The organism is Stenotrophomonas sp. NRRL B-14846 (assembly GCF_050473585.1).
Classification (GTDB): Bacteria; Pseudomonadota; Gammaproteobacteria; order Xanthomonadales; family Xanthomonadaceae; genus Stenotrophomonas.
On the sequence record NZ_JBFLUN010000022.1, the window covers coordinates 302332 to 326474 of the forward strand.

A 24143-nucleotide genomic window follows, 5' to 3' on the forward strand; every position below is an offset into this window, starting at 1 on the left:
GACACGCCCCGCGCCATCGCGCGGGCCCGTGCCTGACCGGATACACCATGACTGCTTTCGACAAACACCAGGTTTCCCGCTTCCGCTTCGTCCGCTGCGAATTCGCCGCGGATACCGGCGTGGCCAGGCTGGTTTACGCCTTTGATGACGGCCCGGAGATGGTGGAAACCATCACCGTGCCGGGCGCCCCGTTCGTGCTGGACGAAGCGCGTACCGCCGCCGTGCAGCGCGCGCTGCAGCTGCTGCACCTGATCGCCGGTGTCAGCTACTACAAGGCGGGCGTGCCGGAGACGGTCAGCATCGACAGCTACGCCATCGATGCCGATACCGCTGCGCTGGTGGAGACGGTCTACCTCAACGGTCTGGGAGAGTTCGCCTACCGCAACGGCCTGAACCTGCGCGGGCGCTTCCGCCTGCCGGTGCAGGGCGAGGCAGTGCAGGCGCCGGTGCTGGGCTTGCAGCCGCACGCGCTGGTGGCGATCGGTGGCGGCAAGGATTCGCTGGTCAGCATCGAAGCGCTGCGCCGTGCCGGCGTGGACGAGACCGTGACCTGGATTGGTGGCTCGCAGCTGATCCGCGCCTGTGCCGAGCGTACCGGCCTGCCCACCTTGAACCTGGGCCGCGCGCTGGCGCCGGAACTGTTCGAGCTCAACCGCCAGGGCGCCTGGAACGGGCATATCCCGGTCACCGCGGTGAACTCGGCAATCATGGTGCTGGCCGCGCTGCTGCAGGGCGTGGACCAGGTGGTGTTCTCCAACGAACGTTCGGCCAGCTACGGCAGCCAGATTCCAGGCACCGGCGAAGTGAACCACCAGTGGTCCAAGGGCTGGGCGTTCGAGCAGGCGTTCGGCAGCCACGTGCAGAAGCACGTCGCTGCGGACCTGCAGTACTACTCGCTGCTGCGCCCGATGTCGGAGCTGGCGGTGGCTCGCCAGTTCGCCAAGACCGACTTCTACGACGCGCATTTCTCCAGCTGCAACCGCAACTTCCACATCCTCGGCGAGCGCCCGGTGAACCGCTGGTGCGGCGTCTGCCCGAAGTGCCATTTCGTGTTCCTGGCGCTGGCCCCGTTCATGCCCAAGACGCGCCTGGTGCGTATCTTCGGCCGCAACCTGCTGGACGATGCCGAGCAGGCCGGTGGCTTCGACGCACTGCTGGAGTTCCAGGACCACAAGCCGTTCGAGTGCGTGGGCGAAGGCCGCGAATCGCGCGCGGCAATGGCGACCCTGGCGCAGCGCCCGGAGTGGAAGGAAGACGTGCTGGTGAAGCGCTTCTGCAATGAGATCCAGCCGCAGCTGGATGCCGCCGAACTGGAACTGGCACCGCTGCTGCAGCTGCAGGGCGAGCACCGCGTTCCGGCTGCGCTGTGGGAACGGGTGCGTGAAGATTTCGAAGCTTGAAGGAAAGCGCGTCGCGCTGTGGGGCTGGGGCCGTGAGGGCCGCGCCGCGTTTGCGGTGCTGCGCGAGCGCCTGCCCACGTTGCCGCTGAGCCTGTTCTGCCCGGCGGCCGAAGTGGAGGCCGCGCGTGCGGAAACACAGGGCGTGCTGGACGTGCGTGGCGAGCCTTCTGCCGAGGCGCTGGCTGCCTTCGATGTGGTGATCAAGTCGCCCGGCATCAGCCCCTACCAGCCGGTCGCGCTGGCGGCGGCGGGGCAGGGCACCACCTTCATCGGTGGCACTGCGCTGTGGTTTGCCGAGCATGCGGGTGCCGATGGCATCGTGCACGACACCGTGTGCGTGACCGGCACCAAGGGCAAGAGCACCACCACCGCGCTGGTCGCGCACCTGCTGCGTGCGGCCGGCCACCGCACCGGCCTGGTCGGCAACATCGGCCTGCCGCTGCTGGAAGTGCTGGACCCGCAGCCCGCGCCCGAGTACTGGGCGGTGGAACTGTCCAGCTACCAGACCGGTGAGGTGGCACGCAGTGGCGCCCGCCCGCAGGTGGCGGTGGTGCTGAACCTGTTCCCGGAACACCTGGACTGGCACGGCAGCGAACAGCGCTATATCGAGGACAAGCTGCGGCTGGTGACTGAAGCCGCACCGCGCATCGCTGTACTCAACGCCGCCGATCCGCATCTGGCTGCGTTGTCGCTGCCTGACAGCGAGGTGGTGTGGTTCAACCAGCCGCAGGGCTGGCACATGCGCGGTGACATCGTGCATCGCGGCGAGCAGGCGGTGTTCGATACCCGCAACACGCCGCTGCCGGGCCGCCACAACCGTGGCAACCTGTGCGCGGTGCTGGCCGCGCTGGAAGCGCTGGGGCTGGACGCGGTGGCGCTGGCACCGGCGGTGCAGGATTTCCGACCCCTGCCGAACCGCCTGCAGCGCATCGGCGTGGCCGATGGCCTGACTTACGTCAACGATTCGATCAGCACCACGCCGCATGCCAGCCTGGCGGCGCTGGAGTGCTTCACCGGACAGCGCATCGCGTTGCTGGTGGGCGGGCACGACCGTGGCTTGGACTGGACCGATTTCATGCAGCACATGGCGCACGATGTGCCGCCGGTGGAGATCGTGACCATGGGCAGCAACGGCCCGCGCATCCACGCGATGCTGCAGCCGCTGGCTGATGCCGGCCGCTTCGGCCTGCACGCCGCCGGTGATCTGCCGGAGGCGATGGCCTTGGCGCGTTCTGCGTTGGGTGCGCAGGGCGGGGTGGTATTGCTGTCGCCGGGCGCGCCGAGCTTTGGGGCCTACCGCGATTACGTAGCGCGTGGTCGTCATTTCGCGGAACTGGCCGGGTTTGATCCGGACAGCATCAGCGCGATTCCGGGGTTGGGCATCGGGTAAGAGGGCGGCCTCGATCTACGGTAGTGCCGGCCGCTGGCCGGCAACCCGGGGCACCGCTTCCACGCATGGCGTGGCTCTACTGAAGGGGCGCGTTACCATCGGCGCATCCCCGGATGGACCCGGATACCCGCATGTGCACCTTCATCACCCTGTTCCTGCCCACGTCGTTTCCGCACGTCGAAGCCGCCGCGATCATGCAGCGCAGCGGCCGGCGCCTGTTCGTCCAGGATTCGCCCAGCGTGCTGGCGGCCGTCGGGCCCGGCTGGCAGCCGTGGCTGAGTGCCGCGCACTGCGATTGCGGCACCGCGCTGGCCTCGACGAGTGTGCAGCCGGAATGGAAGGGCGATGCCGAACGTTGGCGGAAGAAGGGCTGGAGTGAGGCCAGAATCGCTCGCGCGCTGTCCGAGCAGTTGGCGCGGCATGAACAGGATCAGCAGGTGTGCCGCGATAGAGCTCTGGCCGACGCCGGCCAATGGCTGCAGCGCATTGATGCCCTGCTGGGTGTGGGTGCGGCGCGCATCGGACTTCTGGTGCGTGTTTACGACGGCTCGGTGGGGGCCCGGCAGCCGAAGCCGCCGGAACATCATTGGTCGCGGGATCAGCTCGCCGCGGCGGATCTGTTGGCGTTCGCGCCCGGCACGTTGCACTGGATCGAACGCGGGTGAGAGCGCCATCCACGCATGGCGTGGATCTACTGTAGAGCCGAGCCCATGCTTGGCTGGGTTTCAATCCTCGTCCTGGTCGATGAACGCGTAATCGCGATCAATCATCTGTTGCAGGTACGCGTCGAAGCTGGGTGCGATCACCGCATAGCTGTCCGGATCGTGCAGGTAGCGCACCACCTGGCCGACCGTGCCGCCCGGCGCGGGGTCGAAATCCAGGTACAGCATCGACGTGCCGCCGTTGTTCATGCAGTGCGAGAAACACAGTCGGCGGTTCATCGGCAGGTCGGCATCGATGCCCTCACCCAGGATCTCCGGTTCGTCATCCAGCCACTCTTCGTAGATGGAACGGATGCTGTCGTCCCACTGCTGCTGGTCTTCGAAGATCTGTGCGACCGAGCGCAGGTAGTACGGGTAATCGCCCACATCCGAGCCCAGCACCAGCACGCAGACCTCACCGCCGGGGTACTCACGGAAGTGGGTGCCATCCACGCGCGACAGCAGCGCGATCAGGCTGTCCGGCACCTGCGGCCACTGCGTGCGCAGGCGCTGCAGGTCTTCGGCGCTGGCGCCCTGCACATGGGCCCATTGAGGGGCATCATCGGCAGGCAGGCGAGGGATCAGGCCAGACAGAAAGCGATCAACAAGGTTCATGCGGCAAAAAGGGGACGGAGGGGATTAAGTCGTATCCAACCACACCTGCGTCACGTCGCCAATGCAGAATGCGACGCGGGAGGGGCGAATACGGCTTAATCCCCTCCGTCCCCTTTTTCTTGCGGAGCAGGCGCATGAATCGTTGGCGATGCGGTGTGGCGGTGATGCTGGGGCTGGCGGCGATGCCGGCCTGGGCGGCGATGAAGACCCAGCCGGTGGAGTGGAAGCACCAGGGCACGACCTTCAGTGGCGTGCTGGTCTATGACGACGGCCGGCATGACAAGCGCCCGGGCCTGGTGATGGTGCCGAACTGGAAGGGTGTGAACGAATCGGCGGTGGAGAAGGCCAAGCAGCTGGCCGGCGATGACTACGTGGTGCTGGTGGCCGATGTGTACGGCAAGGGTGTGCGGCCGAAGACCGATGCCGAGGCCGGGCCGGTGGCGAGCAAGCTGCGCAACGATCGGCCGCTGCTGCGTGCCCGCGCGCTGGAAGCGGTGAATGTGCTCAAGGCGCAGGCCGGCAAGGCGCCGCTCGATGCCAGTCGGATCGGTGCGGTGGGGTTCTGCTTCGGTGGCACCACGGTGCTGGAACTGGCCCGTGCCGGTGCGCCGCTGGCCGGCGTGGTCAGCCTGCACGGTGGGCTGGGTTCGCCGCTGCCGGCGCAGGCCGGTGGCACTCACCCGTCGGTGCTGGTGCTCAACGGCGCCGACGACAAGAGCGTGACCGCCGAGGACATCGCCGGTTTCCAGAAGGAAATGAACGCCGCCAAGGTCGACTGGGAATTCACCAACTACAGCGGCGCGGTGCACTGCTTCGCCGAGCGCGATGCCAACAGCCCGCCGGGCTGCCAGTACAACGAACGGGCGGCCAAGCGCGCGTGGAAGGCGCTGGATGAGTTCTTCGAGGAGCGTTTCATGTAGTGCCGACCAACGGTCGGCACCCACCGATGCTTCCGTGCCGACCAACGGTCGGCACCCACCGATGCTTCCGTGCCGACCAACGGTCGGCACCCACCGATGTTTCCGTGCCGACCAACGGTCGGCACCCACCGATGCTTCCGTGCCGACCAACGGTCGGCACCCACCGATGTTTCCGTGCCGACCAACGGTCGGCACCCACCGATGTTTCCGGGCCGACCAACGGTCGGCACCTACGGAAGATGGTAGGTGCCGACCGTTGGTCGGCACGCATCCATCAATGCGAACGCTGCACCGCGTAGCGGGCCAGGCCACGCAGGGCGGCAACCGCGTCGTTGTCGGCCAGACCGTCCAACGCGCGCTCGGCGGCTTCGGCATATTCCTCGGCGCGCGCGCGGCTGTACTCCAGGCCGCCGGTGGCGCGGATCGCGGCCAGCACTTCCGGCATCGCCGAGGCATCGCCGTCCTGAACGATGCTGCGCAGGCGCTCACGGGTGGCGTCGTCGGAGTGCGCCATCGCGTGGATCAGCGGCAGGGTCGCCTTGCCTTCGGCGAGGTCATCGCCCAGGTTCTTGCCCAGCTCGTCGGCGTTGGCCGAGTAGTCCAGCACGTCGTCGGCGATCTGGAACGCGTAGCCCAGGTGCATGCCGTAGTCGAACAGGGCCTGCTGGGTGGCTTCATCCACGCCGCTGGCCAGCGCGCCCAGGCGGGTGCCGGCGGCGAACAGCACCGCGGTCTTGCGCTCGATCACGCGCAGGTAGGCGGCTTCGTCGGTATCCGGGTTGTGCACGTGCAGCAGCTGCAGCACTTCACCCTCGGCGATGCGGTTGGTGGCATCGGCCAGGATCTGCATCACCGACATGCGTTCCAGCTCGACCATCAGCTGGAAGCTGCGCGAGTACAGGAAGTCGCCGACCAGCACGCTGGGCGCGTTGCCCCACAGCGCGTTGGCGGTGCTGCGGCCGCGGCGCAGGCTGGATTCGTCCACCACGTCGTCGTGCAGCAGGGTGGAGGTGTGGATGAACTCGATGATCGCCGCCAGCTGGTGGTGGTCCGGGCCGGCCTGGCCGACCGCATGGCCGGCCAGCATCACCAGCATCGGGCGCAGGCGCTTGCCACCGGCGGAAATGATGTGGTCGGCGATCTGGTTGATCAGCACGACGTCCGAGGACAGCCGGCGCCGGATCAGGGCGTCGACGGCGGCCATGTCGGCCGCGGCAAGCGACTGGATCTGGGGCAGGCCCAGGGCGGGACGGGTGTCTTCGGTGATGGTCATGCGATCAGGCTTTCAGGCTCACCGCCGATTATAGGCGCTGGCCGTGAATTCGGGCGCAAACCGGCCCGAGCGGCATTTCCAGCCTGGCCGGCGCGGCCGCCTGCGTGAATACGTATGCAGGTTGCGCCATGCCCGCGAGGCCGCCGCTAAGCTTGCCGGATCAGGATTTCGGCCCGCTGCCGGCGGGTCCCGCATGCCCGGAGGGGGGCTGTCGATGTCGCACTATCCATGGTGGCGCGGAGCCGTCATCTACCAGATCTACCCGCGCAGCTACCTCGACGCCAACGGCGACGGGGTGGGTGACCTGCCGGGCATCATCGAGCGGCTGGACCACATCGCCGCGCTGGGCGTGGATGCGATCTGGATTTCGCCGTTCTTCAAGTCGCCGATGGCCGACTTCGGCTATGACATCGCCGACTACCGCGATGTCGACCCGCTGTTCGGCAGCCTGGACGACTTCGATCGCCTGCTGGCCAAGGCCCACGGCCTGGGCCTGAAGGTGATGATCGACCAGGTGCTGAGCCATACCTCGATCGAGCACGCCTGGTTCCGCGAGAGCCGCCAGGACCGCAGCAACCCGAAGGCGGACTGGTACGTCTGGGCCGACCCGCGCGAGGACGGCACCCCGCCCAACAACTGGCTGTCGCTGTTCGGCGGCTGCGCCTGGCAGTGGGAGCCGCGCCGCGAGCAGTACTACCTGCACAACTTCCTGGTCGACCAGCCGGACCTGAACTTCCATCACCCGGACGTGCAGCAGGCGACCCTGGACAACGTGCGCTTCTGGCTGGACCGCGGCGTGGATGGTTTCCGCCTGGATGCGATCAACTTCTGCTTCCACGACGCACAGCTGCGTGACAACCCGGCCAAGCCCGCCGACAAGCGGGTGGGGCGCGGCTTCAGCCCGGACAACCCGTACGCCTACCAGTACCACTACTACAACAACACCCAGCCGGAGAACCTGCCGTTCCTGGAGCGCCTGCGCGTGCTGCTGGACGAGTACCCGGGGGCGGTCAGCCTGGGCGAGATCTCTTCGGAGGACTCGCTGGCCACCACGGCCGAGTACACCCGCGATGGCCGCCTGCACATGGGCTACAGCTTCGAGCTGCTGGTGGACGACTACAGCGCGGCCTACATCCGCGATACGGTCTCGCGCCTGGAAGCGGCGATGACCGAAGGCTGGCCGTGCTGGGCAGTTTCGAATCACGACGTGGAGCGGGCGGTCAGCCGCTGGGGCGGCCACCCGGCCGACCCGCGCCTGGCGCGGATGCTGGTGGCGATGCTGTGCTCGCTGCGCGGCTCGGTCTGCCTGTACCAGGGTGAAGAGCTGGGCCTGGCCGAGGCGGAGGTACCGTTCGAGGCCCTGCAGGACCCGTATGGCATCACCTTCTGGCCGAACTTCAAGGGCCGTGACGGCTGCCGTACCCCGTTGCCGTGGACCGATGCGCCGCTGGCCGGCTTCACCACCGGCCAGCCGTGGCTGCCGATCCCGGCCGAGCACCGCGCCGCGGCGGTAGCCGTGCAGGAACGCGACCCAGGCTCGGTCCTGGCCGCGTTCCGGGCGTACCTGGCCTGGCGGCATACCCAGCCGGTGCTCCTGCATGGCAGCATCCGATTCATCGAAAGTGCCGAGCCAGTGCTGCTGTTCGAGCGTATGCTTGCAGATGAAACCCTCCTGCTGGCCTTCAACCTGTCGGCCGAGGCGGTGAGCCATCCGCTGCCGCCGGGCAACTGGCAGCAGGTGGCGGTGCCGGGCCCGGAAGCGGGCACGGTGCAGGGCAATGAACTCCAGCTGCCGCCGCGTGCGGTGTATTGCGCCCGACGCAGCTGACCGTTTTCTCCGGTGGCGGTACTTGCGGGGACGGGGCCGAAGCGCCCCGTCCCTTTTTTGTGGGTGGGCTTCCGGCGAAAGGCATCCACGCATGGCGTGGATCTACGGGTTGGGGCGGCGCTGGGTAGATCCACGCCATGCGTGGATGGGCATTCGCGCAAAAGAAAACCCGCTGCCTGCGCAGCGGGTTTCCGATGAGTTGTTGCCGGCCAGCGGCCGGCACTACCCGGTCATGGTCAGAACTTGTAGTTCACGCCCAGCATATAGGTGCGGCCCCACTCGATGTACTCCAGCGGGCGGTCCTTGCTGCCGGCGTAGGTGCGGTACGGCTCGTTGGTCAGGTTGCTGCCCTGCAGCAGCAGGGTCAGGCCACGCAAAGCGCTGCTGTCGCTGAAGGTATAGCTGACCTGCGCATCGGTCACGTTCTCGCCCACCACGTAGCGCAGGCTGCGGTTGCCGTTGAAGTTGCCGATCTCACCGATGAAGTCCGAACGGCGGCGCTGGCTGACGCGTGCCTCAAAGCCGCTGCGCTCGTAATAGGCGGTGAAGTTGTACACGCGCTTGGACAGGCCCGGCAGGCTGATCGGGTCACTGCCCACGCTGGAGGCGCTCTCCGGATCCAGGATGGTGATGTCGCTCTTGTTGAAGGTCGCGCTGGCCTGCACGCCGAAGCCACGCAGGCTGTCGGTCAGCATCTCCAGCGGGAACGATGCGGTCAGTTCCAGGCCCTTCAACGTGCCGCCCTTGCCGTTCTGCGGGGCGGAGAAGGTGCCGGTGGTCAGCACCGGAGCGGTCATGCCCGGCGGCGGTACGTAACTGCCCAGCAGCGAGGTGAAGTCGTAGTTGTCCACCGACTGGGTGTAGACGTAGCTCTTCAGGTCCTTGTAGAAGATCGCGGCGGCCACGTAGGCCTTCTCGCCGAAGTACTTCTCATAGGACAGGTCCAGCGCGGTGGCACGCCACGGGTCCAGCAGTGGATTGCCGCCACTGCCGCCCGGCCGGCCGGTACCGGTGTCCACGCCGAACTCCAGGCCGGCGCGCATCTGGTCCACGCGCGGGCGCGCGACCTGCTTGGCGGCGGCGAAGCGCAGCGTCTGCTGGTGCGGGAACATGAAGGCCAGGTTCAAGCTCGGCAGCCAGTCGTTGTAGGTGCGGCCGTTCGAATACGGCTGCACGTTGTTGCCGGCCGACTGCGAGCTGTCCCAGTACCGCGAATCCGAGCTCTGGTCGGTGTGCTGCATCTGCACGCCGATGTTGCCACGCACGCCCACTTCACCGATGTCGGTGTTGATGTTCAGGCGCGCCCAGGCGGTGGTGATCTTCTCTTCGACCGTCCACGACTTGGGGATCAGGTAGTCCAGGTTGTCGACCGGGTTGAAGGTCATGTAGCGACCGACCGCAGCCGGCACGTTCCAGGCCGGGATGGTGCCCAGGCCGGCGAAGCCGAGGTTGACCGGGCGGTACTGCAGGTCCGAGGCGATGTTGGCGTCGCCCTGTGCGCCGAGCAGGATGTTGCCTTCGGACTGGGTCTTCACCTTGCGGCGGTCGGCGTAGTTCACGCCGATGTCGATGTCCGGCGCCCACGAGGCAATCGCATCGGGCAGGGCGATGGTGGCGGCCAGCTTGCCACCCTTCAGCCGGTCTTCCACCTTCGGCACCTTGCCGTAGCCGGAACCGTAGATGGTGTTGGTCAGGAACAGCGCGTCCGGGTTGGAATAATTCAGGCCCGGGCTGATCTGCGAGAATCCATCCTGGCGGATCGACACGCCGACCGTATCCAGCTGCGGCATCGGGGTCAGCTGCAGGTTGTTTTCCAGGTTCAGCTCATCGCGGGTGGCCTTGGAATAATTCAGGTCGGCGACCAGCTTGACGCCACTGAAGTTGAACTCGTTGTTCCAGCCGAACGCGTCGATCTTGTCCTTGCGCTTGTTGTACATGCCGCGCACCAGCGGGTAGACACCGCTGGCGGTGCCACCGGTGAACGAACCATTGGCGTTGACCTGCGGGTTGCTGACCAGCAGGCCGGGCGTGTAATTGCCGTTGTAGTTGCTGAGGTTCAGCTCGAACTGGTTGGCGGTATCGATCTGCTCGGCTTCGGTGTGGAACGCATCGAAGGTGCTGGTCCAGCTGTTGTTCGGCCGGAACTGGATCGTGGCCATCACGCCGTCGCGCTTGTTGTTGCCAGTGCGGCGCAGCGCCTTGATGCCATCGGAGAAGTAGGTGCCGGCTGCAACGCCCGGGCGGTTGCCCTTGTCGGTGTGCTCGGTGGTCCACGGCTCGTACAGGCCGACCTGGTTCTCCTGGATCGGCATGTCGCTGTGCGCGTAGCCGATGGCGATGCCCAGGGTCTTGTCCAGGAACTGGTCGATATAGCTGGCGCTGAAGCGGTTGCCGTACGGATCGACATTGGCGGCGCGGCCGAGCGAGCTCTTCTGGTAGCGACCGCTGACCGCGATCACGCGTTCGCCGAAGCTGAGTGGGCGTGCGGTCTGCATGTCGATGGTGCCCGACAGGCCCTGGCCCACCAGTGCGGCATCCGGGGTCTTGTACACGGTCACGCCGTTGACCAGCTCGGACGGGTACTGGTCGAACTCGACGCCGCGGTTGTCACCGGTGCTGACCACTTCGCGGCCATTGAGCAGGGTGGTGGCAAAGTCCGGCGACAGGCCGCGCACGCTGATCACCTGCGCACGGCCGGCCACGCGCTGGGCGGCCAGGCCGGGCAGGCGCGAGATCGATTCGGCGATGCTGACGTCGGGCAGCTTGCCGATGTCTTCGGCGGAGATCGCCTCGACCACCGAGGTGGCGTCCTGCTTGACCGCGATCGCGCTCTCGATGCCGCGGCGGATGCCGGTGACCTGCACCGTATCCAGGTTGGTGGCGGCGGTGCCGGCCGGCGTGGTGGTGTTCTGCGTGGACTGTGCCGACGCCAGCGTCGGCGCCAGGACAACGGCCAGCGCGATGCTCAGCGCGCTGCGCTTGTGGTTCAACATTTTCCCCTCCCAGGCAATGTTGCAGATCGATTCGTGAGCGTCCCGGCAGGGCCGAGGACGTGCGACGCGGTGGCCGCTGTCGTCGCCGCTATGGTAGGCAGCGTGTTCTTCGCGGGAATCACCCTGCATACGTATTCAATGGTGCTTGCAGGGTTGTAATCGCTTTCAGGTCCTGTCTGCGGTAATGCCGGCCGCTGGCCGGCAATCACGATCACCGGGTTGCCGGCCAGCGGCCGGCACTACCGGGGCATTCAAAGCGGCGTGAAGCGGACGGCCTGCCCACCGCCCGGCGCCAGCACCAGCGTCAGTGCATCGGCGCTGGTCACCTCGCGGGTTTCGCGCATGAACGCGAACGGATTGCTGCGGAAATCTGCGCCCTCGCCATCGCGGTAGATGTCGGCGCGGTAGCGCACGCCCGGCTCCAGGAAGCCCAGCGATACCGGCAGCACACGGCCGTGCTCGTCGGTGATGCTGCCGAGGAACCAGTCACGGCTGCTTCGGTCGCGGCGCACGATCGTCACGTAGTCACCCACTTCGCCATCGAGCACGCGGCTTTGCTCCCAGTCCACCGCGACGTCTTCGATGAAGCGGAACGCCTCGCGATGCTGCAGGTAGTGCTCGGGCAGGTCGGCGGCCATCTGGATCGGGCTGTACAGCACCACATACAGCGCCAGCTGCCGTGCCAGCGTGCTGGGAATGGCCTGGCCGTGGCGGCCCTTCAGGCTGAGGATGCCGGGGGTGTAATCCATCGGCCCGGCCAGCATGCGGGTGAACACCAGGTTGACCTCGTGCTCCGGTGGGTTGGGCGGCTGGCCCCACGCGTTGTACTCCATGCCGCGTGCGCCTTCGCGCGAGATCCAGTTGGGGTAGGTGCGGCGCAGGCCGGTGTCCTTGATCGGCTCATGCGGGTTGACCGACAGGTGCCGGCGCGCGGCCTCCTGCACCACCTTCAGGTGGTGGCGGGCCATGAACTGGCCGTCATGCCACTCGCGCCACAGCGGGCCACCGGCCGGATTGCGGCGGTCGACCTGGCCGTCGTCGCAGACGTAGCCGGTCTTGAACTGGTCCACGCCCAGCCGCGCATACAGGTCCAGTGCGGCACCCAGCTGGTTCTCGTAGTGCTCGATGGCACAGCCGGTTTCGTGGTGGCCGATCAGATGCACGCCTTTCTTCAGGCCATACGCTGACAGCGCTTCGATATCGAAGTCCGGCGTGGCGCGGGTGAAGTCGAAGTCGTAGCCGTTGCCGACCCAGTTGCCATCCCAGCCCGGGTTCCAGCCTTCCACCAGTACGCCACGGAAGCCGTGTGCGGCGGCGAAGTCGATCACCTTCTTCGTCTTGGCAGTGGTGGCCGCGTGCTTCGGTCCGGTCGCCCAGCTCTCATTGTCCAGGTGCATCGACCACCACACGCCCAGGTACTTGGCCGGCTTCACCCAGCTCACATCGCCCAGCGCATTGGGCTCGTTGAGGTTGAGGATCAGGTCCGATTCGACCAGGCCACCGGCACGGTCGGCAATCTGCAGCGTGCGCCACGGCGTGGCAAAGGGCAGGGCACGGCGCACCTTCCAGCCTTCGGCGGAGGGCGACAGCTGCGCGCGCAGGCGCTGGCCCTCGGTTCGCCGCAGCCACATGCCGGCATAGTCCACCAGCGCCGCCTCGTGGATCGCCACATGCAGGCCATCGCGGCTGCGCAGGGTCATCGGCGTATGCACCAGCGGCACCTCGCGCAGTGGCGTGCGCTGGTACAGGTATTCGTAGTGGATCGGCTCGCCGGCGGGAATCCACCAGGCGGTGGAATCCTGCGCGATGGCGAACTCGGTCAGTTCGTCATCGATGATCGCCTCGTGCAGGTTCGGCTGTTCGGGGAACACATAGCGGAAGCCGAGGCCATCGTCGTAGACGCGGAACACCACATCCAGCCGCCGCTTGCTGCCGGTGGTCTCGGCCAGCTGCACGGTCAGCTCGTTGTAGTGGTTGCGGGTGAGCCGGCGCTCGCCCCACGGCTGTTCCCAGCGGTCATCGACGCTGCGCCGCTGCTGCCCAAGCAGGGCGAAATCGCGGTCCAGGCGGCCGTCGCGCAGGGCGAAGCCGAGCTTCGAATCCTCCACCACGGTTTCGCCGAAGCGTTCGACGCGGTAGCGGGCAGTGCCGCCGTCCAGCACCAGGCGGACCGTGAGCACCTTGCCCGGTGATTCGACGCTGGCCACCTGTGGCGCGGCCTGTGCCAGCGTGGCCAGGCCCAGCAGGGCCAGTCCGAGCACATGCGCGAACACCGCGCGTACAGCAGTGGGTGACATCGGCATTTCCCCTCCCAAGGCGCCGTTGGCAGACCCGGACCATAAGCCAGTGCGACAGGTGCGCTACCGCGCAACGCCATGAATACGTATGCAGCTGGACGCAGCCGACAGCCCCGCGTCTACCATGGGGCCAAGGCACCTTGAGGGAGGGGCCGCGCCCGCCCGCCGGCAACGACGGTGCGGACCTACAACGCGTGCAGAGAGGGAGGGAGGCCGACGGGCGCAAGCCGGTCCGCCGCTTCGATGCTGAAGATCATTTGCCTGACCGCTGCCCTGGGGGCAGCGCTGGGATCGACCGCGCAGGCGGCCGACCTGCAATTCGACGGCCGTCATGCGCGCGCCGAAGCCGCTGCCAAGGGCAGCTTCGTGCTGCATGCGCCGAAGGGCGCAGTGCAGATCGCAGCCGCACCGATGCGCAGCCAGACCGGCAGCGTGATGTTCGATGCGCTGTTCGCGCTGGCCCAGCAGGAGATGGAGCAGGACCGCGTGGATGCGATCCGCGATCCTGCGTTCGACGAAGGCCGGCCGGTGCCGTGCGAGTGCTTCCAGACCGGCGCGCGCTGGCCCTACGTGTGGACCCGCGATGTCAGCTTCGCCGCCGACCTGGCGCTGGCGCGGCTGGATCCGCAGCGCACCCGGCAGTCGCTGCAGTTCAAGCTGTCGGCGGCCCGCGATGGCCATACGCCCGGCCTGTTCGTCGCGCAGGACACCGGTTCCGGCGGCAGCTGGCCGATCAGCAGCGACCGCGTGGTGTGGTTCCTCGCCGCACGCCACCTGCTGGAGGATCGCGCGTTTGCCGACCAGGTCTGGCAGGCGCTGCAGGGTACTTTGGCGCAGGACCGCGCGATGGTGTTCGACGCGCAGATGGGTCTGTACCGTGGCGAGACCTCGTTCCTGGACTGGCGCGAGCAGACCTATCCGGACTGGACCCGCGAGGACGTGCGCTTCATCGGTGACTCCTACGCACTGTCCACCAACGTGCTGCACTACCAGGCACTGCGCCTGGCCGAGCGCCTGGCCGGCCAGCATGGCGACGCCCGTGCGGCCGACTACAAGGCCTGGGCCGATGCATTGGCGCAGCAGATCGATGCACGTTTCTGGCGCGAGGATATCGGCCAGTACATGAGCTACATCGGCGAAGCCGCGCACCCGGTGCCGTACGCAAAGGTCGATCTGCTTGGCCTGTCGCTGGGCATCCTGGCCGACGTGCTGCCACCCGAGCGCGCAAGGCGTGCGCTGGCGGCCTACCCGATGGGGCCGGCCGGCAGCCCGGTGGTCTGGCCGCAGGAGGCGCAGCAGCCGATCTACCACAACCGCGCGATCTGGCCGTTCGTCAGCGCCTACTCGCTGCGTGCCGCGCGCCAGCTGGACGATGCGCCGCGCATCGCCGCCGAGATCCGTTCGCTGATGCAGGGCGCCGCGCTGGCCGGTTCCAACATGGAAAACTACGAACTGGTCAGCCAGGCCGTGCATGTTGACGAGGGCGCGCTGAGCGGCCCGGTGGTCAACTCCGAACGCCAGCTGTGGTCGGTGGCCGGCTATCTGTCGATGGTGGTCGAGGGCGTGTTCGGCGTGCAGGACGATGGCCGCGTGCAGCCCAAGTTGCCGGCGGTGCTGGTACCGGAGCTGTTCGGCAGCCAGCGCAGCATCCGTCTGGACGCTGCGGGCAGACGCTACGTGCTGGAGCGCCCGAAGCAGCTGGGTGATGGATTGCTTGTGGCGGGCAAGGTGAAGACGCGCGGTGCCACCACCACCGTGCAGCTGGTCCCCGCCGCCGCGGCGCCACGCAGCGAGGTGATGACGGCCGACGCCAATGCGCGCGCACCGGCCACGCCGGCCGCACCGCAGGCGCGACGCAAGGGCAGGGGCTGGAACGTCGCGGTCGCTGTCGGCCAGGTGCTGTGGCAGGACGGTCGCGCGCTCACCGCCAGCAATGGCGAGGCACGCATCAGCGACGACGGCCTGCAGCATTGCCTCAGCCTGACCCGGCGCGACGGCGCATTGGAATCGCTGCACAGCCCGACGGTCTGCGTCGGTCCGCAGCAGGTGCTGAAGGGGGCGCAGCGCTGGCAGTTCAGCTCGGCCAGGGCCGGGCAGGTGCGCCTGCGCCTGCAGTACCGCAATCCGAACGGGCCGATCAACACGGGCGTCACCGCCGCGGTGAAGCAGCTGGTGCTGCAGTGCCCGGGCATTCCCCAGCAGCGGCGGACGGTCACGCTGCCGCACAGCGTGGCCGTGCAGGACTCGACCTCGGCGACGTTCACCGTGGCCAAGGGCCGGTGTTTGGTCGCGCTTGAGGAAGGCTTCAACATGAGCGCGCTGCAACACTTCGCGCACTACACCGGGGGCAAGGGCGGGCGCGACGGCGTGCTCAACCAGGCCCAGGTGCAGGCACTGATGGTGGCGCCGGTGGCCGCGGCAGAGGGCGCACGATGAACCGTCCCGCCAAGCCGCAGCTGTCGTTCTGGCAGATCTGGAACATGTGTTTCGGCTTCCTCGGCATCCAGTTCGGCTTCGCCCTGCAGAACGCCAATGCCAGCCGCATCTTCGAGACGCTGGGCGCGGACATCGATGCGGTGCCCGGGCTGTGGATCGCGGCGCCGCTGACAGGCCTGCTGGTGCAACCGGTGATCGGCTACCTGTCCGACCGCACCTGGACGCGCTGGGGGCGCCGCCGTCCGTTCTTCATGATCGGTGCGGTGCTGACCACGCTGGCGCTGCTGGTGATGCCGAACTCGCCGACGCTGTGGATCGCCGCCGGCACGTTGTGGGTGCTGGATGCCTCGATCAACGTGTCGATGGAACCGTTCCGCGCCTTCGTCGGCGATCAGCTGGCGCCGCGCCAGCGCCCAGCCGGCTACGCGATGCAGAGCTTCTTCATCGGCGTGGGCGCCATCGTCGCCAGCTTCCTGCCGTTCATCCTGGCCCACTTCGGGGTCGCCAATACGGCCGCCGCCGGTGAGGTGCCGGACACCGTGCGCTATGCGTTCTACTTCGGCGCGGTGGTGCTGCTGGCGGCGATCACCTGGACGGTGGTCAGCACCCGCGAGTACTCACCGGCAGAGCTGGCCGGGTTCGATGATGCCGAGCCATCGGCACATCATGCAGCAGCGCCGATCAGCGGTCCGGCACCCTGGATCCAGGTGGCCGTATGGCTGGGGCTGGGCGTGCTGCTGGCGCTGCTGATTGCGTGGCGGCAGGGCGACAGGATGCTGTACGTGCTGGCCGGCCTGTGTGCCGGCTATGGCCTGCTGCTGGCGCTCGCGCGCACGCTGCCGGCCACGCACATGCTGGCCGCCATCGTCGGCGACCTGCGCGCGATGCCGGTCACCATGCGTCGCCTGGCGTGGGTGCAGTTCTTCTCGTGGTTCGCGCTGTTTGCGATGTGGATCTACACCACCGCCGCCGTGGCCGGCGCCCACTTCGGTTCGACCGAACCGGAGTCGGCAGCCTACAACGAGGGTGCCAACTGGGTGGGCGTGCTGTTCGGCGCCTACAACGGTTTCGCCGCGTTGGCGGCGGTGCTGATTCCACTGATGGTGCGTGCGATCGGTCTGCGCTGGAGCCACCTGGTCAACCTGTGGCTGGGCGGTGCCGGGCTGGTCTCACTGATGTTCATCCGCGACCCGCACTGGCTGCTGCTGTCGATGGTCGGCGTCGGTTTCGCCTGGGCATCCATTCTCTCGCTGCCCTATGCACTGCTGTCCGACAGCGTGCCGGCGTCGAAGATGGGCGTGTACATGGGCATCTTCAATTTCTTCATCGTGATCCCGCAGCTGGTCGCCGCCAGTGCGCTCGGCTTCGCCCTGCGTACATTGCTGGGTGGCCAGCCGATGCATGTACTGGTGCTGGGCGGCTGCAGCCTGTTCATCGCCGGCCTGTGCGTGCTGTGGGTTCCGTCCCGTCCGGAGGTGGTGTGATGCGTGGTGCGCTGTCTGTTGCTGTTTCCCTGGTACTGCTGGCCGGCCATGCGGCGGCCGCGCCGCGCCCGGACTATGTGGGCACCACCGAGCCATTCGCCAGCGATGCGGTGTACTTCGTGGTCACTGACCGCTTCGTCAACGGCGATCCGTCCAACGACCATCGCGACCAGGGCGGCACGCATCGCACCTTCGATATTCCGGTGCCGTGCCCGGACAAGGTGGACGGCAACATCGGCTATCTCGGTGGTGACTTCCGCGGTGTGCTCGACAATGCGCAGTACATCCGCAACCTCGGCTTCGGTGCGGTGTGGATTACCCCCATCGTCGACAACCCGGACGAGGCGTTCACCGGCAGCAAGCCGATCAGCTGCACCAGCACGCTGACCGATCGCGGCAAGACCGGCTACCACGGCTACTGGGGCATCAACTTCTACAAACTCGACGAGCACCTGCCCAGCAAGGACCTGGACTTCGCCGGGCTGACCAAGGGCCTGCACGGTGCTGGCCTGAAGGTGGTGCTGGACATCGTTGGCAACCACGGTTCGCCCGCCTGGACCATGCCGACGCGGCAGCCGCAGTTCGGCCAGATCTTCGACAAGGACGGAACGCTGATCGCTGACCACCAGAACCTGCCACCGCAGAAGCTGGATCCGAAGCACAACCCGTTGCACGCGTTCTACAACAACATCGGCCCGGTCGACAGCAAGGACGGTTCGATCTTCGACGGCAACCTCGCCGAACTGTCCGACTTCAACCAGGACAATCCGGCGGTGATGGACTACCTGGTGGGTGCCTACCTGCAGTGGACCGCGCAGGGCGTGGATGCCTTGCGCATCGACACCATCGGCTGGCTGCCGCACCCGTGGTGGCATGCCTTCGTGAAGCGCATCCGCGCCGAGCACCCGGGCATGTTCATGTTCGGCGAAGCGTTCGATTACGATGCCGCACGCATTGCCGAGCACACCTGGCCGGCCAACGCCAACGTCAGCGTGCTCGATTTCCCGTTGCGCGGCGCGCTGGAGCAGACCTTCGGCACCGCCGGCAAGGGCTTTGAAACCCTGGCCGAGCCGCTGCACCTGAGCGGTGGCCCGTACGCCAATCCGTACGAGCTGATGAGCTTCTACGACAACCACGACATGCCGCGCCTGCAGGCCAGCGACAATGGCTTCATCGATGCGCACAACTGGTTGTTCACCGCGCGTGGTATTCCGGTGGTCTATTACGGCTCGGAAACCGGCTTCATGCGTGGTCGCGCCGAGCATGCCGGCAATCGTGCCTACTTCGGCCAGCCGCGCGTGGATGCTGCGCCGCAGAGCCCGATCTTCGCGCCGCTGCAGCGCATCGCCAGGATGCGCGCAGCCACCCCGGCGCTGCAGCGCGGCCTGCAGGTGAACGAGCGCCTGCAGGGTGACGAAGCGGTGTTCTTCCGCGTGCTGCAGCAGGATGACGTAGCGCAGACCGCGCTGGTGCTGCTGAACAAGGGCGACCAGGCGAGGACCTTCACCGTGGCGCGTTACGTCCAGAGCGGCCACTGGCGCGACGCGCTGGAGGGCGGTTCGTTGCGGGTGGACGGCTCGCTGAAGGCTGAAGTGCCCGCGCACGGAGTGAAGGTCTACGTGCTGGATGCCGCCGTGCAGCAGCCGGCGCTGCAGGCCGAGCTGGACAAGGCGATGGCCGACCAGAAGGCGCGGGACCAGCGGTTGGGACGGTAGTGCCGGCCGCTGGCCGGCACCCCTTGAATCCACGACACCTGCAGATGCCGGCCAGCGGCCGGCACTACCGGGTTCGGCCGCATCCGGCACAATAGGCACCCCTCACGCCCTGCCGTACCGCCATGACCGACCTCGCCCCGCAGACCCCGATCGAAACCCTGCTGAAGGCGGCGATGGATGGGGCCGTGCCGATCCGCGCCTTCATGGAGGCCTTCGTCGCCTCCGAAGTGGTGCTGCTGACCGGCAGCCTGGTGACTCCCGATGGCAGTGGCTTCGACCCGCTGCTGTTCGACAAGCAGGGCACCCTGCACGTGGCCGTGTTCACCGACCCGTCGCGGGTGGGCATCTACAGCCAGCAGGCCGAACACCAGATCCGCTGGCTGATGCTGGACGTACTGCGCCGCGTGCCGGGTGGCTATGGCGTGGTGATCAACCCGGGCACCACGCTGGGCTTCGAGATCTCGCCCAGTGGCATCGGCGAGATCCTGAAGGACTTCGCCCAGCGCTGAGCGGCCACCGCGCTGTTTGTAGAGTCGAGCCATGCTCGACTGCCTTTCGCGCAGTGCCAGATCAGTCGAGCATGGCTCGACTCTACAGAACGCTTCCCCATCGAGGCATTGCCATGGAATTCAGGGTACTACCCGCCGATGCACCGGAACGACAGCAGTTGGCCCGGTGGTACCACGCCGAATGGGGCCGCGACGCTGGCCTGTCGCTGGAACAGGAACTTCAGCGGCTGAACCCGCCACAGGATGCCGAAGGCTTTCCGCACCTGATTGCCGCCTTCGATGACGGTCAGGTGGTCGGTGCGGTGCAGCTCAAGCGCCGGGAGATGCAGGCCTTCCCGCAGTACGAGCACTGGCTCGGCAGCGTGTTCGTGGCCGATAGTCATCGCGGGCGTGGGCTGGCTGGCGGCCTGGTCGAGCAGGCCGCGGCGCAGGCGGTGCGGATGGGTGTGTCCGATCTGTACCTGCAGACCGAGGCCCTGGATGGTGGACTGTATGCACGGCTCGGCTGGAATCCCCTGCAGGAAATCGACAACCGCCACTATCGTGTGCTGGTGATGGTGCGCAGGTTAGCCGCATGAACGCACCGGCATCCTCGCGTCATTCCCGCTCCGCGCTGATCTTCCTGATCGCGGCCATCGTCGTCGCGCTGGTGTCCATGCCCGTGCTGCGCGCGATAGGCATGGTGCTGTGGCCGGTGTTCGTCATTGCCTGGCTGATCAACCTGGGCGCGGCCTGGCATCTGGCGCAGTGGGCACGCCAGCAGGGCCGTTCCGCGTGGGCCTACGGATTGCCGGCCGCGCTCGGTACCGTCGCCTCGATCGTGGTCTATGTGCTGTTGGCGTTGCTGGGGCCCAAGTCCCCGGTGCGCTGAACCTTCGCGGCTGTCGTGGACAATGTGCCGAGCATGGCTCGGCACTACAGCAAGGCCGAGCCAAGCCCGCACGTGTTGCAAGGAGCGCCGGCGCATCAGCCGGCGCCCCGTTGCCTCACATCGTCACCTTGCGCCGGTTGTCATCGCTCACCCGGTCGATCAGCTTGTTGTATGGGTCGAAGCCTGCTTCATCCGGCTTTTCGTCCACGGTCACCGTGATCTTCGGCGTGGCGCTGGTGATGTGATGGCGCTGCAGGTACAGCACCTTCTGGTCGCGCTCCTTGCCCGACGGCCCGTTGGCGAACACGCCGACCTCGACCCAGTCATCCATCTTCGCGTCGCTCTCCTTGCCCTTGCCATCGGCGTACTGCTTGGCCGCGTGCAGGTCCAGGGTCACGTCGTAGCGGCCGTCATCGCGCTTGCGGGCGCTGGCGGCCATCACCCGGTTGTCGTAGAAGCTGATCTTCTCGAACAGGTCGGTGACCAGCTGCTGGCGGTCAGCCGGGGTCTCGGCACGGATGTAGCCCAGCAGCTCGCGTGAGGTGGTGTACGGCGGCTGCTGGTAGCCCTTGTCCTGCAGGAAGCGCTTCAGAGCACGGTTCAGCGCCTGCTCGCCGATTTCCTCGCGCAGCCGGTAGAACACCAGCGAACCCTTCTGGTAGTGGATGTACTGCTGGTTCTCCACGCGCTCCAGTGGCTGTTCTTCGATGGCCTCGCCGCCGCGCCCGGACAGGTAGCCGTCCAGCTCGCGCTTGAGGAACTGGCGCATGTGCTGGCGACCGTACTCCTGCTCCATGACCATCAGTGCCGAGTACTGTGACAGCGACTCGGACAGCATGGTCGCGCCCTGTACGTTGGCGCCGATCACCTGGTGCGCCCACCACTGGTGCGCGATCTCGTGCGCGGTCACGTAGAACACGTAGTCCACCTTGTCCGGGTCACGCAGGTCGGCGATGAAGCCGATGGCCTCGGAATAGGGAATGGTGTTGGCGAACGACTGCGCGAAGCGGGCATAGCCCGGAAACTCGATGATGCGTACCTGGCGGTGCTGGTACGGGGTGAAGTTCGCTTCGTAATAGGCCAGCGATTTCTGCACCGCTTCGATCATCCGGTCCACGTTGTAGCCGTGCGCCGGATCGAAGTAGACCTCGATCGGAATGTCCTTGTACGTCGCCCTGCGCACCTCCCAGCGTGCCGAAAGATAGGCGTAGAAGTTCAGCATCGGCCGGTCCATGGCATAGCTGAAGCAGCGTCGGCCATTCACCGTGGTCTCCCGCTGCAGATAGCCCGGCGCCAGCGCTACCTGGTCCGGTGCGGTGCAGACCGTGGTGCGGAAGTCGAGCCAGTCTGCGTCGTTGGAGATGTAGGTGTTGGCGCGCGCGGCTTCGTCTTCCAGCTTGGGCATGCGTCGGGGTTCGCCGAGGCCGCGCTTGCGGCGCTCGTTGCGGTCGCTGATCTCGGCCCCCTCGTTGTAACCGAACGAGGGCAGCACGCGGCTGTTGAAGAAGGTGCCGTTGTCGACGATGTTGCTCGGCGCCAGCCCCGCGGTGATGCCATTGGGCTTCTGCACCACCCGGAAGTGCACGTTGCGGCTTTCTCCCGGCTGCAGTGGCATGGCCAGGCGGTAGATGCGGTAGCCAAGATCGGCGTCATGCATCGACAGGGTCTGCCCACCCAGGTCAACCGCGACCAGCTGCTTGTCGTCGCCCATCGAGACATGCACGTCCTGGATCGGCACGGCATGCGTGTTGCGCACCGTCCAGTTCGCGTCGATCACCATCGACTGCGATTCCGGGAACAGGTCCACGCGGTTGTCCACCGCCACGACGCGCGGCTGCGGCAGGGCGCGGTACTTCGACAGTTCGCGTTCGTAGCGGGCCTGCAGGTCCAGCTGCCGGTCGGGCGCGATGAACTCGTTGCGGATGTTGGTGCTCCAGTACAGCCAGCCACCCACGCCGATGAAGACCAGGGTGGCCAACCCGGCCAAGGCACCGGTGGGGCCGCGCAGGCGACGGCCGGCCAGGGCCAGGCGCTGGCGCAGCCCCTGGCTGACACCGCGCACCCAGAATGCGGAGGCCAGGCACATCAGCGCCAGCAGGAACAGCGCCCAGTAGCCCTGGAACGCCAGCTGCCCCGGCAGGAAGTGGCCGTAGCCGTTCATGTCCGAATAGGGCGCGTTGGGCCAGCTGCCGAAGTTGTACAGGTGCTGCGTGTAGTCGAGCAGGCCGAGCACGCCCTGGCCGATCATCACCACGATCAGCAGCGCGTAGCCGACGAACTTGTTGTTGGTGAGCACCTGCAGCACCAGCGCCAGGCCACCCATCAGGATGTAGACCACCGAATCCAGCGCCAGGCTGCGCAGGTACGGCAGCGGCTCAAGATGCGTGTAACCCTTGGCCAGCTGCACGCCCATCGCCGCCAGCGCACCGGCCGCCTGGAAGCAGATGATCACCGCCAGCAGCGCGGTGAACTTGGCCAGCAGCGGTACCCAGTTCGGCACCGGCATCGCGTCGGTCACTTCGTTGATGCGCGCGCTGCGTTCCTTCCAGACCAGCTCGCCGGCGAAGAACAGCACGATGATCACCAGCAGCCAGCTGAAGGCGCCCTGCAGTCCCATGATCATCTGCGAGGTGACCGGCCAGATCGGGGTGCCGTACAGCGTCTGCCGGAACAGTGCGCTGGGCAGGAAGTTGGTCAAGCCCAGTACCAGCAGCACGATGAACGGCACGCTGCGCAGGACGCCGCGCGTATCGAAGCGCACCTGGCGCAGGAACTGCTGCCACGCGGTGGTGGCGGTGAACGCCGGTACCATGCGCGGCAGCGGTGCGCGGGTCGGGCGGGCGGCGCTGGCGTCGGCAACCGGCTGCGACTGCCTGCGGCCCCAGCGACGGCGGCCGCTGCCGCTGCGCTCGGTACGGAACAGCGCGAAGGTGGCGGCGAACAGCGCTGCGGCCACGCCCAGCCAGAGGACGCGGTTGGCCAGCAGATAGCCGGTCAGTGCGGGAATTCCACTGTTGCGCTCGGCGGTGGACCAGTAGCGGATGGTGCGGCTCAGTGCGCGCATGCCCAGCGGCTCGCTCAGCACGGCGATCCACGTGTTGTCGATGTCGCGCAGCAGGGCTGCACTGACGCCATACAGTACGAGGTAGGCCACCAGGCCGATGTAGACCCACAGGATCGAACGGGTCAGCGCAGCCAGCAGTGACAGCAATGCCGTGGTGAACAACAGGTTGGGAATGATGATGACCGCGAACGTCCAGGCATAGCCCCGCCAGCTGATCGGCCCCATGCGTTCGGGGGCGACCCACGGCATGAACGGTGCCAGCCACAGGCCGAACGCAATCACAACGTAGACCAGCAGGCCGGCTGCCAGGGCAGCGGCGATGCGCCCGGCCAGGTAGTCGCGGCGCTTCACCGGGCTGGCGAAGATCAGTTCGGCAGTGCCGAGTTCGAAGTCACGCAGCAGCGCATTGCTGACGAACAGCGCAGTGACGAGCATGCCGAGCAGGGTGAAGATGCCCAGCATCTGCGCGATCACGGTGGGCGCGTTGCCGTGCACGTTGCCACTGCCGCCACCGATCTGTACGGCGTCGCTGGAGGCGGCGGCGAAGGCGAGCAGGGCGAACAGCCCGGCCAGCAGCCACAGCAGCGGAGAACGCAGCTGCTCGCGCAGCTCGAATCGGAAGAAGTTGAGGATCATGGTGTGCTCCG

16 protein-coding genes are annotated in these 24143 nt (G+C 67.1%); 11 read left to right on the forward strand and 5 right to left on the reverse strand.

Annotation, left to right across the window (positions count from 1 at the left end):
• The first annotated feature begins 47 nt into the window (after nt 1–47).
• The 3 genes from murL (at nt 48) to AB1281_RS03590 (ending at nt 3455) form a co-directional block, all read left to right on the forward strand.
• Complete coding sequence (murL, locus tag AB1281_RS03580) at nt 48–1400, forward strand: UDP-N-acetyl-alpha-D-muramoyl-L-alanyl-L-glutamate epimerase (RefSeq protein WP_430345068.1); 1353 nt, start codon at nt 48–50, stop codon at nt 1398–1400.
• Entirely contained in the window at nt 1381–2790 is a 1410-nt protein-coding gene (murD, locus tag AB1281_RS03585; RefSeq protein WP_430345069.1) for a UDP-N-acetylmuramoyl-L-alanine--D-glutamate ligase, read from the forward strand. The genes murL and murD overlap by 20 nt, the downstream gene beginning before the upstream one ends.
• 131 nt (nt 2791–2921) lie before the next feature.
• Nucleotides 2922–3455, forward strand: coding sequence for a hypothetical protein (locus tag AB1281_RS03590; protein WP_430345070.1), 534 nt, complete (start codon nt 2922–2924; stop codon nt 3453–3455).
• A 60-nt stretch (nt 3456–3515) separates the two neighbouring features.
• On the opposite strand, the gene AB1281_RS03595 is transcribed toward AB1281_RS03590, so the two are convergent.
• Nucleotides 3516–4106 carry an SMI1/KNR4 family protein gene (locus AB1281_RS03595; protein WP_430345071.1) on the reverse strand — a complete coding sequence of 197 codons (591 nt, stop codon included), beginning with the start codon at nt 4104–4106 and terminating at the stop codon, nt 3516–3518.
• A gap of 134 nt (nt 4107–4240) precedes the next feature.
• Here AB1281_RS03595 and AB1281_RS03600 point away from each other — a divergent pair, with 134 nt between their 5' ends.
• Nucleotides 4241–5026, forward strand: coding sequence for a dienelactone hydrolase family protein (locus tag AB1281_RS03600; RefSeq protein ID WP_430345072.1), 786 nt, complete (start codon nt 4241–4243; stop codon nt 5024–5026).
• Between the two features lie 274 nt (nt 5027–5300).
• Here the strand turns inward: AB1281_RS03600 and AB1281_RS03605 are convergent, their stop codons facing one another.
• Nucleotides 5301–6299 carry a polyprenyl synthetase family protein gene (locus tag AB1281_RS03605; RefSeq protein ID WP_430345073.1) on the reverse strand — a complete coding sequence of 333 codons (999 nt, stop codon included), beginning with the start codon at nt 6297–6299 and terminating at the stop codon, nt 5301–5303.
• A gap of 214 nt (nt 6300–6513) precedes the next feature.
• Here AB1281_RS03605 and AB1281_RS03610 point away from each other — a divergent pair, with 214 nt between their 5' ends.
• Entirely contained in the window at nt 6514–8127 is a 1614-nt protein-coding gene (locus tag AB1281_RS03610; RefSeq protein WP_430345074.1) for an alpha-glucosidase family protein, read from the forward strand.
• A gap of 236 nt (nt 8128–8363) precedes the next feature.
• Here the strand turns inward: AB1281_RS03610 and AB1281_RS03615 are convergent, their stop codons facing one another.
• Entirely contained in the window at nt 8364–11120 is a 2757-nt protein-coding gene (locus AB1281_RS03615) for a TonB-dependent receptor (protein ID WP_430345075.1), read from the reverse strand.
• 251 nt (nt 11121–11371) lie between these two features.
• Nucleotides 11372–13423, reverse strand: coding sequence for a glycoside hydrolase family 97 protein (locus tag AB1281_RS03620; RefSeq protein ID WP_430345076.1), 2052 nt, complete (start codon nt 13421–13423; stop codon nt 11372–11374).
• Between the two features lie 237 nt (nt 13424–13660).
• On the opposite strand from AB1281_RS03620, the gene AB1281_RS03625 reads away from it, so the two are divergent.
• From AB1281_RS03625 to AB1281_RS03650, 6 genes are all read left to right on the forward strand, one after another.
• A complete protein-coding gene (locus AB1281_RS03625) occupies nt 13661–15853 on the forward strand; it encodes a Six-hairpin glycosidase-like protein (RefSeq protein WP_430345077.1) in 2193 nt (730 codons plus the stop codon).
• The gene (locus AB1281_RS03630; RefSeq protein ID WP_430345078.1) at nt 15850–17337 is read left to right on the forward strand and encodes an MFS transporter; all 1488 of its coding nucleotides are present in this window, start codon (nt 15850–15852) and stop codon (nt 17335–17337) included. Before AB1281_RS03625 ends, AB1281_RS03630 begins: the two co-directional genes overlap by 4 nt.
• Nucleotides 17337–19052: an alpha-amylase family glycosyl hydrolase gene (locus tag AB1281_RS03635; RefSeq protein WP_430345079.1), complete on the forward strand. Its 1716-nt coding sequence runs from the start codon at nt 17337–17339 to the stop codon at nt 19050–19052. Before AB1281_RS03630 ends, AB1281_RS03635 begins: the two co-directional genes overlap by 1 nt.
• Nucleotides 19053–19174: 122 nt before the next feature.
• Nucleotides 19175–19561, forward strand: coding sequence for an SseB family protein (locus tag AB1281_RS03640; RefSeq protein ID WP_430345080.1), 387 nt, complete (start codon nt 19175–19177; stop codon nt 19559–19561).
• A gap of 113 nt (nt 19562–19674) precedes the next feature.
• The gene (locus tag AB1281_RS03645; protein WP_430345081.1) at nt 19675–20139 is read left to right on the forward strand and encodes a GNAT family N-acetyltransferase; all 465 of its coding nucleotides are present in this window, start codon (nt 19675–19677) and stop codon (nt 20137–20139) included.
• Nucleotides 20136–20432: a hypothetical protein gene (locus AB1281_RS03650; protein WP_430345082.1), complete on the forward strand. Its 297-nt coding sequence runs from the start codon at nt 20136–20138 to the stop codon at nt 20430–20432. Before AB1281_RS03645 ends, AB1281_RS03650 begins: the two co-directional genes overlap by 4 nt.
• 115 nt (nt 20433–20547) lie before the next feature.
• Here AB1281_RS03650 and AB1281_RS03655 read toward each other — a convergent pair whose 3' ends face one another.
• Complete coding sequence (locus AB1281_RS03655) at nt 20548–24132, reverse strand: ABC transporter permease/M1 family aminopeptidase (RefSeq protein WP_430345083.1); 3585 nt, start codon at nt 24130–24132, stop codon at nt 20548–20550.
• Nucleotides 24133–24143 lie beyond the last annotated feature (11 nt).

Coding starts and splice junctions, on each gene's coding strand:
- murL (WP_430345068.1), top strand. CDS start 48: ATGACTGCTTTCGACAAACACCAGGTTTCCCGCTTCCGCTTCGTCCGC.
- AB1281_RS03640 (WP_430345080.1), top strand. CDS start 19,175: ATGACCGACCTCGCCCCGCAGACCCCGATCGAAACCCTGCTGAAGGCG.
- AB1281_RS03595 (WP_430345071.1), bottom strand. CDS start 4,106: ATGAACCTTGTTGATCGCTTTCTGTCTGGCCTGATCCCTCGCCTGCCT.
- AB1281_RS03605 (WP_430345073.1), bottom strand. CDS start 6,299: ATGACCATCACCGAAGACACCCGTCCCGCCCTGGGCCTGCCCCAGATC.
- AB1281_RS03635 (WP_430345079.1), top strand. CDS start 17,337: ATGCGTGGTGCGCTGTCTGTTGCTGTTTCCCTGGTACTGCTGGCCGGC.
- AB1281_RS03655 (WP_430345083.1), bottom strand. CDS start 24,132: ATGATCCTCAACTTCTTCCGATTCGAGCTGCGCGAGCAGCTGCGTTCT.
- AB1281_RS03625 (WP_430345077.1), top strand. CDS start 13,661: ATGCTGAAGATCATTTGCCTGACCGCTGCCCTGGGGGCAGCGCTGGGA.
- AB1281_RS03630 (WP_430345078.1), top strand. CDS start 15,850: ATGAACCGTCCCGCCAAGCCGCAGCTGTCGTTCTGGCAGATCTGGAAC.
- AB1281_RS03645 (WP_430345081.1), top strand. CDS start 19,675: ATGGAATTCAGGGTACTACCCGCCGATGCACCGGAACGACAGCAGTTG.
- AB1281_RS03610 (WP_430345074.1), top strand. CDS start 6,514: ATGTCGCACTATCCATGGTGGCGCGGAGCCGTCATCTACCAGATCTAC.
- AB1281_RS03590 (WP_430345070.1), top strand. CDS start 2,922: ATGTGCACCTTCATCACCCTGTTCCTGCCCACGTCGTTTCCGCACGTC.
- AB1281_RS03615 (WP_430345075.1), bottom strand. CDS start 11,120: ATGTTGAACCACAAGCGCAGCGCGCTGAGCATCGCGCTGGCCGTTGTC.
- AB1281_RS03620 (WP_430345076.1), bottom strand. CDS start 13,423: ATGCCGATGTCACCCACTGCTGTACGCGCGGTGTTCGCGCATGTGCTC.
- AB1281_RS03600 (WP_430345072.1), top strand. CDS start 4,241: ATGAATCGTTGGCGATGCGGTGTGGCGGTGATGCTGGGGCTGGCGGCG.
- AB1281_RS03650 (WP_430345082.1), top strand. CDS start 20,136: ATGAACGCACCGGCATCCTCGCGTCATTCCCGCTCCGCGCTGATCTTC.